Source organism: Streptomyces tagetis, from assembly GCF_018069565.1.
In the GTDB taxonomy this organism is placed as follows: domain Bacteria; phylum Actinomycetota; class Actinomycetes; order Streptomycetales; family Streptomycetaceae; genus Streptomyces; species Streptomyces tagetis.
Map to the genome: position 1 here is coordinate 446016 of NZ_JAGPNL010000001.1, position 13000 is coordinate 459015.

Genomic DNA, 13000 nt, shown 5'->3' on the forward strand with positions numbered 1-13000 from the left:
TCCGTCAGCCCTCCCCGTTGCCCCACCCGGGCACGGCCGCCCTGCGGTCGGCGCCCGGGGCGAGCAGCCGCGTCAGCCGTTCCGCCGACGTGTCCCAGGACCACTGCGAAGCCACCCATGCCCGGCCGGCCTCGCCCATCTGCGCGGCCCTCTCCGGAGCGCGCAGGATCCCCGACACGGCGCGGGCCACGGCCCGTACGTCCGTGCCGTCCACGACGGTGCCCGTCACCCCGTCGACGACCGTGTCCGGCGCGCCCCCCGAGTCTCCGGCGACCACGGGCAGTCCGCCGGCAGCCGCTTCCAGGAACACGATGCCCAGCCCCTCCGCCTCCAGCCCGGCCTTCCGGGTCCGGCACGGCATCGCGAACACGTCCGACGTCGCGTAGTATGGGGCCGTCGACGCGTGGTCCAAACCCCCGGCGAACACGACGTGCCCGTCGGCGTGCCGACGCGCGAGCTTCCGCAGTCGCTCCTCGTCCGGGCCGCCGCCCACGATCACCAGCACCGCGTCCGGCACGGCTTGCCGTATGCCCGGCAGCGCCCGTATCAGCGTGTCCTGGCCTTTGCGCCGTACCAGCCGCGAGACGCACAGGACAACCCTGCGGCCCACGATGCCGTGCCGCTCCCGAACCTCCCGCGCCTGGCCGGGCGCGGGCCGGAAGGCCGCCGCGTCCACGCCCGGAACCAGCCGCACCAGTTCGGCCCGCGGCCCCAGCGCCGGCGCGATACGGCGCCGGGTGTACTCGCCGAGGTATGTGACGGCGTCCACGTGGTCGCCGATGCGCCGCATCACCTGCCGGGCACCCGGTGTGCGCGCCCACCAGATCTCGTGACCGTGCGTGGTGGCGACCATCCGCCGTATCCCGCCACGCCGCAGCGCCGGCGCCATCGCCGCGAGCGGCGCGGCGGCCCCGAACCAGGCCCGGTCGCAGCCGTGGTGCCGGGCGATCTCCAGAGCACGGCGGGTCACGCGGGAGGTGGGCAGCAGCATGCGGCTGGGATCCCTGACCACCGGGAACGGCAGGGTGGCGTCGTACGCGGCGGCCCCCGGCTCACTGGACGTGTAGACGACCACGTCGTTGCCGGGGACGCGCGTCGCCATGGCGTGGACGAACGTCTCGATACCCCCCTGACGGGGCGGGAAGTCGTTGGTGACGATCAGGGTGGTGCCCATGGTTGGTCGCTGCCTTCGGGGATAGGGGGTGGTCAGGCGGTGAACAGGTAATTGCGGCAGTCGTCGGTGACGCGGGGAACGGGGACCCAGCGGCAGCGCCACCGGCGGTGGGCCTGGTAGCCGAAGCCCCGCAGGTGCCGCAGGACATCGGCCGGGTCCACGCCGTACTTCGCCAGGTGACGCCGCTCTATCTCCAGCAGCAGCGTGGGCCGGTGGCGGCGCAGAGTGGCCGAGCTGCCCATCAGGACCGCCAGTTCGGCGCCCTCGACATCGGCCTTGACGAACGTCAGCCGCTCCAGACCGGCTTCGTGGGCCAGCTGGTCGAGGGTGCGGACGGGGGCCTCCACGGTGCGGGCGGCGCGGAACTCGGCATTGGGGCCGGGCCCGTCCGCGCCCTCGGTGAGAGGTAGGCCCGCCCGTGCACTGGCAGACCTCGCCGCATTGGCAGGCTGAGCCTCCCGCGCCCGGACCGGGCCCCCAAGGCGGCGCGGTGCACAGTCACGTTGCGGGCGTCCAGGAGCCGCGCGGTGATGCGCAGCCAGCGGTGCGGGCCGGGCAGCGGCTCCACGCTGTGCACCCGGCCGGACGGCCCGGCCAGAGTCGCCAGCACCCAGGTGTACAGCCCGTACTCGGCGCCCACGTCCACGCACACCGACCCCGGCGGTACGAACGCCCGCAGATCCGCCACCTCGTCCTCCACGAACGGGAACCGGTGCGCACCCCACCGCAGGGCGGTCGCCACCGCCGCGGTACGGCGGGAGCTCACCGGGCACCCCACGCGACCGGAACCGGCGCCGGGTGCGCGGGCCGGGAGGCCCGTACGACGAGACCGTGCGTGGGCTCCTTCCGGCGGCCGGCGTCCACCAGCCGGGCCAGCACGGCCAGGGTGATTGGCAGGGCGAGGTATCCGAAGCGCCCGGCCGGCGCGAGGAGGAACGCCACGCACAGGCCGACGGCAAGCCGGTCGGCGGCGGACACGAGGTCGTGCGGCGGTCGTGCCACGAGAGACACTGCGACGGCCAGCCCGCCGGCCAGCAGCAGTGCGACCGCCGCGTACCAGCCGGCCGGTCCGAGGTCGGCGAGCAGCCGGCCCGGCAGCGGACTGGCCGCCGGAGTCTCCCACGGCCCGCGCCCGGTCGGGAACGCGAACACCTGCTGCAGCAGGGGCCCGGGCGACAGCAGCGCGCTCGGCAGAACGAGCAGGACGGTGCCCCCCATCGCCACGGCCGCCCCGCGCACGGCCCTCCGGGTCCCGCCCCGGTGAGCGAGCAGCGCCACGACGACCGCGACGGCGGGCCACGCCGTCCACTTGAGGGAGCAGGCGGCGGCGAGCGCCAGCCCGGCGGCCACCGGCCGCCGCCGCGCCGCATACGCCAGCGCCAAGAACAGCAGTCCGGTCAGCGGCAGGTCCACGCCGCTGACGCAGAGCGGGAGCGCCACGACCGGCGAGGCGACGAACGCGCCGACGGCGTCCCGGCTCACCGCACTGCCCAAGGCCGCCGACGGACGGCCGACCCGGCGCCGGGTCGCGTGCCGCGCCGTCCACAGGCAGCCGAGGAACGTCGCCGCGCACCAGAGCCGGGCGTCACCCAGCAGCCTGGGCAGCGGGCCACTGTCGTCCAGCACCGCACGCGGCAGCCCGAACATCGCCATGCCCGGTAGGTACGGGGTGACCTCGACCACCATGCGGGGATCCGCCAGGTACGGTGTGGCCTGCCGCAGCGTCAGTAGCCCGGAGCGCTCGACCACGCCGACCTCGCTCTGTGCTGTGCCGGTCAGCAGGAACATCGCGAGGGGCACGGCGACGGCACCACCGACGGCGAGCCAGACCGAGACGGCGCGGCCGTACGGGCGCGACGACAGCGCGGCGACCGCCGCGCAGAGGTAACCCAGACAGGCACTCATGCCCCACAGACGGTGCGGCTCGGGTGCCGTGATCAACGGAAAGACGGCGGCCCACACAGCGGCCATGAACCAGCCGCCGCACCACAATTTCCGGCTTTCCAGACGTAGTTGAGCCCGATGAGTCAGCACTCATCCATTGCAGCGGGAGCGTCTTGTCAGGTCATGAGAGCCAAGTCGAGACCTGGAGGTCGGGTTTTCCCCACCACCACGGGCCTCGCCGCCTCAGCGCGCGCCCTCCGACACTCGACGTCCGCGCGGGCCGTGGAGCGAGTCGCCTCACGGTTGCTGTCGTGCGAGCTCGGCGGCGACCTCGTCGGCCGTCGGCCAGTCGATCTTGCCGACGACACGACCACCGACGAGAAAGACGACCCGGTCCGCGCAGGCCGCCACCGCCGGATCGCGTGTGACCATGACGACGGTACGCCCGCCCTGCTCCACCATCGCGCGCAGCAAATTCATGATCCGGCGCCCGCCGGCGTGGTCGAGCGAGTCCGCCGGTTCGTCGACGAACAGGATCTCGGGGTCCGTGACCAGGCTCCTGGCGATAGTGACGCGCTTCTGCTGCTCGGCGGAGAGCTCGGCAGGTTTCTGCCCGGCCTCGTCCTCGAGACCCACTTGGCGCAGCGTTTCCATGATGGCCGTCTGCTGGGCCTTCAAGCCGGTGATACACGACGCCTGGGCCACGTTCTCGTACGTGGTGAGCGCCGGAAGCAACTCGGGCTGCTGCGGGACGAAGAGGCTTCGAAAGGCGGTGAGTTCCTGCTCGTCCATGGCGTCCAGTTCCCGGGAGCCCCTGAAAACCTTGCCCTGGCTGGGTCGCTCCAAGCCCGAGGCACAACGCAGGAGTGTGCTCTTGCCCGCGCCGGAAGGGCCCACGACCGCGGTCAGGGTTCGCTCCGGAAAGCCGACACTGACTTCGCTGAGTACCGGCCGATTGCCTTTGGCGCCGCGGTAGTCCACGGAGACCTTGACCAACTGGATGACGGGTAGACGAATATCGGCTATCTGGGGCATGTCGGCTGTGTCCTCGTCGAGGTCGGGAGCTGGTGGTCTCAGTGCAGCAGGATGACCTGTAGGAGGCAGTAGACCTGACAGGAGTGTCGGAGGGCGGGTTTCCCCACCATCGTCCCGGACCGGAAAGCGGAGCGTTCCGCCGTGTGTTCCTGCGGGTTCCAGCAGGTGTCCGCAAGGGTGAACAACTCGGGGACGTGTTCCCGATCAGACACTTGTGGCCACAGCACCGATGCAAAGACGCCCGATCCATCACCTGAAACCCACGCTGTCCGCCGGTCGTGGCCGCCCCCGCACCGGCCGTGACCCGTTCGACGTCTGAGGGCGAAGACCAAGTCGGCCGGCCCAGTCCGAGGCCACCCACCGCGGACCGACCAGAACACCAGCCCTCCGTGTCGGACCCAGTGGCCCACACCATGACCTGACGTGCGGCGGGTGGGAGTGACGACCGCTCATGCTCGTTTGATGCTCCGGCCTCCCGCAAAGCCGCTCGGAGCGGCCCAAGAATGCCCTTTGACCTGCGCTTGTGTCAGCTACCGCCCTTCTGATGTGTTTCCGATGACGCCTCATGTGGAGTGCGTGGCGACCGGAAGCCTCCGGTCCCGGCCAAAAGTCCCAGAAAAGTCCCAGAGGCGCCGCCACGCCCCCTCTCGCCTCGTGTTCATGCAGGTCAGGATGGGTGTGACGGCGCTTTTTCTGATGACCTTCAGATGTCCCGGAAGATTTCGATCTGGGCGCCTACCGAGTTCAGGCGTTCGGCGAGGTCTTCGTAGCCGCGGTTGATGACGTAGACGTTGCGGAGGACCGAGGTGCCCTCGGCGGCCATCATGGCGAGGAGGACGACGACGGCGGGGCGCAGGGCGGGTGGGCACATCATCTCGGCGGCCCGCCAGCGGGTGGGGCCCTCGACCAGGACGCGGTGCGGGTCGAGCAACTGGAGCCTGCCGCCGAGGCGGTTGAGGTCGGTCAGGTAGATGGCGCGGTTGTCGTAGACCCAGTCGTGGATGAGGGTCTGGCCCTGCGCGGAGGCGGCGATGGCCGCGAAGAACGGGACGTTGTCGATGTTCAGGCCCGGGAAGGGCATCGGGTGGATCTTGTCGATCGGCGCCTCCAGCTTGGAGGGTCGGACGGTGAGGTCCACCAGCCGGGTGCGGCCGTTGTCGGCGACGTACTCGGGCGTGCGGTCGTGGTCGAGCCCCATCTCCTCCAGGACCGCCAGCTCGATCTCCAGGAACTCGATCGGCACCCGGCGCACCGTCAGCTCGGACTCCGTGACGACGGCGGCGGCCAGCAGGCTCATCGCCTCGACCGGGTCCTCGGAGGGCGAGTAGTCGACGTCCGCGTCGATGACCGGGACGCCGTGCACGGTGAGCGTGGTGCTGCCGATGCCCTCGACCTTGACGCCCAGGGCCTCCAGGAAGAAGCAGAGGTCCTGCACCATGTAGTTGGAGGAGGCGTTGCGGATGACGGTGACCCCGTCGTGCCGGGCGGCGGCCAGCAGCGCGTTCTCGGTGACGGTGTCGCCCCGCTCGGTCAGCACGATCGGCCGGGTGGACCGTACGGTCCGGTCGACGACCGCGTGGTACTGGCCCTCGGTCGCGGCGACCTCCAGACCGAACCGGCGCAGCGCGATCATATGCGGCTCGATGGTGCGGGTGCCCAGGTCGCAGCCGCCCGCGTACGGGAGTTTGAAGCTGTCCATACGGTGCAGCAGCGGGCCGAGGAACATGATGATGGAGCGCGTGCGCACCGCGGCGGCGGCGTCGATGGCGGCCATGTCCAGCTCGGCGGGCGGCACGATCTCCAGGTCGACGCCCTCGTTGATCCAGCGGGTGCGTACGCCGATGGAGTTCAGCACCTCCAGGAGGCGGTAGACCTCCTCGATGCGGGCGACCCGGCGCAGCACGGTGCGCCCCTTGTTGAGCAGCGACCCGCACAGCAGCGCCACGCAGGCGTTCTTGCTGGTCTTGACGTCGATGGCGCCGGAGAGCCGGCGTCCGCCGACCACGCGCAGGTGCATCGGGCCCGCGTAGCCCAGGGAGACGATTTCGCTGTCCAGCGCCTCGCCGATCCGGGCGATCATCTCAAGGCTGATGTTCTGGTTGCCGCGTTCGATGCGGTTGACCGCGCTCTGGCTGGTGCCGAGAGCGTCTGCGAGCTGCGTCTGCGTCCAGCCTCGGTGTTGCCGGGCGTCACGGATGAGCTTGCCGATGCGTACGAGGTAGTCGTCTGCCATGAGATTGAGGCTATCTCAGATATGAGATGGCGCCTCTCGGGGGGTCTGTCCGGGTGATGCCCCGTCATGCCGGCGTCCGTCGCGCCCTGTCCAAGGGTGCCCCATCGTCCGTCCGTCGGCGAACGGAAGTGTGTGGGAGGGGTGACTTCGCGGTGAACGTCCGGATTTGAAGCAATCGATGCCCGTGCGCCCTCGGTGCGTGCGCGGCTCCCGTCCCGGCGTGTGTCCTCCGGCCGTCGGGTTCATGATGGGACGGTGTCCTGTTCGTCCGGTTCCGCCATGCGTGCCGACGCCACCGGCTCGCGTCCGTGGCGGAAGTCGACGTGTCCGCGATGCGGGCCGGGCATGACCAGCTCGCCCCTATGTACTAGAGTTATCTCGACATCGAGATATCTGCCGAGGCGCACCGCAGCCGCCACCCCGGTAAGGGCTACCTAACTTAGCCTTACCTTAGCGGATTGGCCAGGGTGGCGTGGCGGCACGATGCGGTGGTACGCGCACATCAATGAAGGAGACTGTCGTGTCGGCGAACAGCTTCGACGCCCGCAGCACGTTGCAGGTGGGCGACGAGTCGTACGAGATCTTCCGGCTGGACAAGGTCGAGGGCTCCGCGCGCCTTCCCTACAGCCTGAAGGTGCTGCTGGAGAACCTCCTCCGTACCGAGGACGGCGCGAACATCACCGCCGACCACATCCGCGCCCTCGGCGGCTGGGACTCCCAGGCCCAGCCGTCGCAGGAGATCCAGTTCACGCCGGCCCGCGTGATCATGCAGGACTTCACCGGCGTGCCCTGCGTCGTCGACCTCGCCACCATGCGCGAGGCCGTCAAGGAACTGGGCGGCGATCCGGCGAAGATCAACCCGCTGGCCCCGGCCGAACTGGTCATCGACCACTCCGTCATCGCCGACAAGTTCGGCACCAACGACGCCTTCAAGATCAACGTCGACCTGGAGTACGGCCGCAACAAGGAGCGCTACCAGTTCCTGCGCTGGGGCCAGACCGCGTTCGACGAGTTCAAGGTCGTCCCGCCCGGCACCGGCATCGTCCACCAGGTGAACATCGAGCACCTGGCCCGCGTCGTCATGACCCGCGACGGCAAGGCGTACCCCGACACCCTGGTCGGCACCGACTCGCACACCACGATGGTCAACGGCCTCGGCGTCCTCGGCTGGGGCGTCGGCGGCATCGAGGCCGAGGCCGCGATGCTCGGCCAGCCGGTCTCCATGCTGATCCCGCGCGTCGTCGGCTTCAAGCTCACCGGCGAGCTGCAGGCCGGCACCACCGCCACCGACCTCGTGCTGACCATCACCGAGATGCTGCGCAAGCACGGCGTCGTCGGCAAGTTCGTCGAGTTCTACGGCGAGGGCGTGGCCGCCACGAGCCTCGCCAACCGCGCCACCATCGGCAACATGTCGCCCGAGTTCGGCTCCACCGCCGCGATCTTCCCGATCGACGGCGAGACGCTGAGCTACATGCGCCTGACCGGCCGTTCCGAGCAGCAGGTCGCGCTGGTCGAGGCGTACGCCAAGGAGCAGGGCCTCTGGCTGGACCCGAAGGCCGAGCCGGACTTCTCCGAGAAGCTGGAGCTCGACCTGTCCACGGTCGTGCCCTCCATCGCCGGCCCCAAGCGCCCGCAGGACCGCATCGTCCTCGCCGAGGCGAAGGCCCAGTTCAGCCAGGACGTGCGCAACTACGTCAAGGACGGCGGCGACGTCGACGAGGCGAGCAAGGAGTCCTTCCCGGCCTCCGACGCCCCGGCCATCTCCAACGGCACCCCCACCCACAAGGTGAAGGTCACCGCGGCCGACGGCACGGAGTACGAGCTGGACCACGGCGCGGTCACCGTCGCCGCCATCACCTCGTGCACCAACACGTCCAACCCGTACGTCATGGTCGCCGCCGCCCTGGTGGCCAAGAAGGCCGTCGAGAAGGGCCTGACCCGCAAGCCCTGGGTCAAGACCACCCTCGCCCCCGGCTCCAAGGTCGTCACCGACTACTTCGAGAAGGCGGGCCTGACCCCCTACCTCGACAAGGTCGGCTTCAACCTCGTCGGCTACGGCTGCACCACCTGCATCGGCAACTCCGGCCCGCTGCCGGACGAGGTCTCCAAGGCGGTCAACGAGCACGACCTCGCCGTCACCTCGGTGCTCTCCGGCAACCGCAACTTCGAGGGCCGGATCAACCCCGACGTCAAGATGAACTACCTGGCCTCCCCGCCGCTGGTCGTCGCCTACGCGCTGGCCGGCTCCATGAAGGTGGACATCACCCGCGAGGCCCTCGGCTACGACCAGGACAACAACCCGGTCTTCCTGAAGGACATCTGGCCCTCCGAGGCCGAGGTCGACGAGGTCGTCGCCGGCGCCATCGGCGAGGACATGTTCACCAAGTCCTACAGCGACGTCTTCGCCGGCGACGCCCAGTGGCAGGCGCTGTCGGTCCCCACCGGCAACACCTTCGAGTGGGACGCCGACTCCACCTACGTCCGCAAGCCCCCGTACTTCGAGGGCATGGGCATGGACCCGGAGCCGGTCGAGGACATCTCCGGTGCCCGCGTCCTCGCCAAGCTGGGCGACTCGGTCACCACCGACCACATCTCCCCGGCCGGTGCCATCAAGGCCGACACCCCGGCCGGCAAGTACCTCACGGAGCACGGCGTCGAGCGCCGCGACTTCAACAGCTACGGCTCGCGCCGCGGCAACCACGAGGTCATGATCCGCGGCACGTTCGCCAACATCCGCCTGCGCAACCAGATCGCGCCGGGCACCGAGGGCGGCTACACCCGCGACTTCACCCAGGACGGCGGCCCCGTCTCCTTCATCTACGACGCCTCGCGCAACTACATCGCGCAGGGCACCCCGCTGGTCGTCCTGGCCGGCAAGGAGTACGGTTCCGGCTCGTCCCGCGACTGGGCGGCCAAGGGCACCGCGCTGCTCGGCGTCAAGGCCGTCATCGCCGAGTCCTACGAGCGCATCCACCGCTCCAACCTCATCGGCATGGGCGTCCTGCCGCTCCAGTTCCCCGAGGGCCACACCGCCGACTCGCTCCGGCTGACCGGCGAGGAGTCCTTCTCCATCTCCGGCGTCACCGAGCTGAACGACGGCACCACCCCGCGCACGGTGAAGGTCACCACCGACACCGGCGTCGAGTTCGACGCGGTCGTCCGCATCGACACCCCCGGCGAGGCGGACTACTACCGCAACGGCGGCATCATGCAGTACGTGCTCCGCGGTCTGATCCGCAAGTGAGCCCGCAGGGCCGCCCGTAGACGGCCCGCCACGGCGGTCAGGGCCGCATCCCCGAGGGCGGGGGTGCGGCCCTCACGCGTTCCCGAGGGCGGGGGTGCGGCCCCCACGTGTTCCCGGGCGCCGGGCGCCGCCCGCCCCCGCCTCACAGCACCTGCCGGAGCCACTCCACCTGGCGCCGCACGTGCACCGCCTCGCCCCCCTCGTGCCCGTTGTACGGGTAGGCGTGGATCTCCGCGTACGGATCGGCGCCCGACAGCTCCCCGTACCGGTTGAAGGCGGCGTACGCGCCGCTCGGCGGGCACACCCGGTCGCGCAGCCCCACCCCGAAGTGCGCCGGGGCGTGCGCGCGGCGCGCGAAGGACACGCCCTCCACGTACGACAGGGTGCGGTACGCCTCCTCCTCGGCGCCCCGGCGCACCGCGAGGTACGCGGCGATCTCGCCGTAGGGGCCCTCGTCGGTGAGGTCCAGCGCGCGCCGCACCCCGCACAGCAGCGGGGCGCTCACCAGGGCCGCCGCCAGGTCCGGGACGAGCCCGGCGACGGCGAGCGCGAGCCCGCCGCCCTGGCTGTTGCCGACCGCGGCGACGCGGGCCGGGTCCACACCGGGCAGGGCGCGCACCGCGGCGACGGCGTGCACGGCGTCCGCGATCAGCCGGCGGTAGTGGTAGGCGTCCGGATCGAGCAGCCCGCGCACCGCGGGGCCCGGTCCGCCGGGCGCGGCGGCGTGCGGGTCGGGGGTGTCGCCGCCGCTGCCGTACCGGTCGCCCTGGCCCCGGTTGTCCATCAGCAGATGCGCGTACCCGGCGGCCGGCCAGGTCAGCCGCTCGTGGGGGAGGCCGCGTCCGCGCCCGTACCCCGCGTACTCGACGACCGCCGGCAGCGGGTCCGGCACCCCGGCGGGCCGCGTGAACCAGGCGCGCACCGGATCGCCCGCGAAGCCCCGGAAGGTGACGTCCCAGCTCTCGGTCAGCCGCAGTCCGGTCTCCACCGGCTCCGCCGACACCAGGACCGGGCGATTCTGCTCCGCGAGCGTGCGGTGCCAGAAGCGGTCGAAGTCGGACGGCTCGTCGGGCGTCGGGCGGTACCGCGCCAACTCGGCGGGCGGCAGGTCGAACGCGGGCACGGCGGCACCTCGCAGCGGACTCGGCGGAACCAGGGACAGCTCGGAGGGTTCATGGCGGACTCGGGGGGTTCAAGGTGCGGGTGGAAGCGGTGACGCGGGCGACGCGGTGACGCGGGCGGACTCACGGGCGTACGGCGTACGGCGTACGTCGTACAGCGGACGCAGGCGTCCGATTGTTGCGGGCGCGGAGCAGAAAGGTGCGAACGACCGTAACAGGTCCACGGTCCGTTCCCCAGGTGCAGGTCACAGAATTCCGGCCGGGCGGGGTGATCGCGCCTCCGGCCCGCGCGAGCCATTGACAGCGCTTTCCCGAACCCCCTAAGTTTCCGCGCAAGTTACCGGCCCAGGCTCGAAAGTTTCGGCACCGCGTCCCATGCCCCGGGAGGCCCGAGCAATGAGCACGTCCACCCCGCCGGCTCCGCCCCCCGGCACCGGGGAGCCGCCCTGCGCGCGGGCCGCGCCCCGCCCCGGCGGGCTTCCGGCGCCCACCGGATGGCGCCGCACACTGCGCCGCGACTGGCAGATGTACTCGCTGGCCGTCCTGCCGCTGCTGTTCTTCCTGGTCTTCCGCTATCTGCCGATGATCGGCAACGTGATCGCCTTCCGGCGTTTCGAGCCGGGCGGTTCGATCCTGGGGGAGCGGTGGGTCGGCCTGCGCTACGTGCGCATGTTCCTGACCGACCCCACCTTCTGGCAGGTCTTCCGCAACACCCTCTGGCTCGGCGGGCTCACCCTCCTCTTCTGCTTCCCGGTGCCGATCGTGCTCGCGCTGCTCCTCAACGAGGTGCGCCGGCGCGGACTCAAGCGGTTCGTGCAGTCGGTGTCGTACCTGCCGCACTTCCTGTCGATCGTCATCGTCGCCGGCATCACCCTCCAGATGCTCGCCACGGACGGACCGGTCAACCAGGTGCTGGGCTGGTTCGGTCACGAACCGGTCCGTTTCATCCAGGAACCGGGCTGGTTCCGGGCCATCTACGTCGGCTCCGAGGTCTGGCAGACGGCGGGCTGGGGCACGATCCTCTACCTCGCCGCGCTCACCACCATCGACGAGGACCTCTACGAGGCCGCCCGCATCGACGGCGCGGGCCGCTGGCGGCAGATCTGGCACGTCACCCTGCCCGGCATCCGCCCCACCATGATCACGCTGCTGATCCTCAACATCGGCACCTTCATGGCGGTCGGCTTCGAGAAGATCCTGCTGCTCTACAACCCGCTCACCTACCAGACCGGCGACGTGCTCTCGACGTACCTCTACCGCACCGGCGTGGAGTCCAACAGCTTCAGCTACGCCGCCGCCATCGGCCTCTTCGAGGCGGTCATCGGCCTGGTCCTCATCACCTCCGCCAACCAGCTCTCGCGCCGCACGGTCGGGACGAGCCTGTGGTGAACGCCGAGAGCCGCGGCCGGCGCGTCTTCCGGAGCGTCAACGGCCTGATCCTCACCGGGGTCGTGGTGGTGACGCTCTACCCCTTCGTCACCATCGTCGCCCGCTCCTTCAGCGGCGAACGGCAGATCCGCGCCGGTGAGGTGAACCTGTGGCCCAAGGGGTTCAACCTCACCACGTACCGCATCGTCTTCCAGGACGGCACCTTCTGGCGCAACTACGGCAACACCGTCTTCTACACGGTGGTCTCCACCGCCGTCGCCATGGTGCTCACCACCTGCTACGCCTACGTACTCTCCAAGCGCAACCTCAGGGGCCGCGGAGTGCTGGTCGGTGTCGCCGTGTTCACCATGTTCTTCTCCGGCGGCCTGATCCCCACCTACGTCCTGGTCACCAGCCTCGACCTGAAGAACACGGTGTGGGCGCTGGCCCTGCCGAACGCCATCAGCGTCTTCAACCTGCTGGTGATGAAGGCGTTCTTCGAGAACCTGCCGGACGAACTGGAGGAGGCCGCGCAGATCGACGGGCTCGGCACGTACGGCATCCTCCTGCGGATCGTGCTGCCGCTGTCCAAGGCGGTCGTCGCCACGATGGTGCTCTTCTACTCGGTGTCCTTCTGGAACTCCTGGTTCGGCGCCTTCCTCTACATGGACCGCATCGAGCTGATGCCCGTCACCGTCTACCTGCGCAACCTCATCGCGGGCGCCACCGGAGGCACCGGGGCGGGCGCCGGCACCGAGCAGCTCACCCAGGTCGCCGCGAACATCCAGGCGGTCACCATCGTGCTCACCGCCCTGCCCATCCTCAGCGTGTACCCGTTCGTCCAGCGCTACTTCGTGTCGGGCGTGATGCTCGGCGCGGTCAAGGGCTGACGCCCGCCCACCACCCATCCGCGCCACCCGCACGGCCCCGCGCCACCCGCA

10 protein-coding genes are annotated in these 13000 nt (G+C 70.5%); 3 read left to right on the top strand and 7 right to left on the bottom strand.

The features are described 5' to 3' along the window. Nucleotides 1–4: 4 nt before the first annotated feature. The 6 genes from J5Y05_RS01970 to J5Y05_RS01990 all read right to left on the bottom strand — a co-directional run bounded on the left by J5Y05_RS01970 (nucleotide 5) and on the right by J5Y05_RS01990 (nucleotide 6326). Complete coding sequence (locus J5Y05_RS01970) at nucleotides 5–1174, bottom strand: glycosyltransferase family 4 protein (RefSeq protein ID WP_210867972.1); 1170 nt, start codon at nucleotides 1172–1174, stop codon at nucleotides 5–7. Between the two features lie 32 nt (nucleotides 1175–1206). After that, on the bottom strand, nucleotides 1207–1521 hold the full coding sequence (locus J5Y05_RS32395) for an FkbM family methyltransferase (RefSeq protein WP_307853655.1): 315 nt from the start codon (nucleotides 1519–1521) through the stop codon (nucleotides 1207–1209). Further along, nucleotides 1461–1952: an FkbM family methyltransferase gene (locus tag J5Y05_RS32400; RefSeq protein WP_307853656.1), complete on the bottom strand. Its 492-nt coding sequence runs from the start codon at nucleotides 1950–1952 to the stop codon at nucleotides 1461–1463. Before J5Y05_RS32400 ends, J5Y05_RS32395 begins: the two co-directional genes overlap by 61 nt. Next, nucleotides 1937–3079 carry a glycosyltransferase 87 family protein gene (locus J5Y05_RS01980; RefSeq protein ID WP_247613998.1) on the bottom strand — a complete coding sequence of 381 codons (1143 nt, stop codon included), beginning with the start codon at nucleotides 3077–3079 and terminating at the stop codon, nucleotides 1937–1939. Before J5Y05_RS01980 ends, J5Y05_RS32400 begins: the two co-directional genes overlap by 16 nt. Nucleotides 3080–3355: 276 nt before the next feature. Continuing rightward, entirely contained in the window at nucleotides 3356–4093 is a 738-nt protein-coding gene (locus tag J5Y05_RS01985; RefSeq protein WP_210867974.1) for an ABC transporter ATP-binding protein, read from the bottom strand. Nucleotides 4094–4796: 703 nt separating this feature from the next. After that, nucleotides 4797–6326, bottom strand: a complete 1530-nt coding sequence (locus J5Y05_RS01990) for a helix-turn-helix domain-containing protein (protein ID WP_210867975.1) — start codon at nucleotides 6324–6326, stop codon at nucleotides 4797–4799. Nucleotides 6327–6846: 520 nt separating this feature from the next. Between J5Y05_RS01990 and acnA the strand changes: the two genes are divergently transcribed. Continuing rightward, entirely contained in the window at nucleotides 6847–9570 is a 2724-nt protein-coding gene (gene acnA, locus J5Y05_RS01995) for an aconitate hydratase AcnA (RefSeq protein WP_307853657.1), read from the top strand. Between the two features lie 142 nt (nucleotides 9571–9712). Here acnA and J5Y05_RS02000 read toward each other — a convergent pair whose 3' ends face one another. Next, entirely contained in the window at nucleotides 9713–10693 is a 981-nt protein-coding gene (locus J5Y05_RS02000) for an acetylxylan esterase (RefSeq protein WP_210867977.1), read from the bottom strand. Between the two features lie 394 nt (nucleotides 10694–11087). On the opposite strand from J5Y05_RS02000, the gene J5Y05_RS02005 reads away from it, so the two are divergent. Then, nucleotides 11088–12080, top strand: a complete 993-nt coding sequence (locus J5Y05_RS02005; RefSeq protein WP_210867978.1) for an ABC transporter permease — start codon at nucleotides 11088–11090, stop codon at nucleotides 12078–12080. Next, entirely contained in the window at nucleotides 12077–12949 is an 873-nt protein-coding gene (locus J5Y05_RS02010) for a carbohydrate ABC transporter permease (protein ID WP_210867979.1), read from the top strand. Before J5Y05_RS02005 ends, J5Y05_RS02010 begins: the two co-directional genes overlap by 4 nt. Nucleotides 12950–13000: the final 51 nt, after the last annotated feature.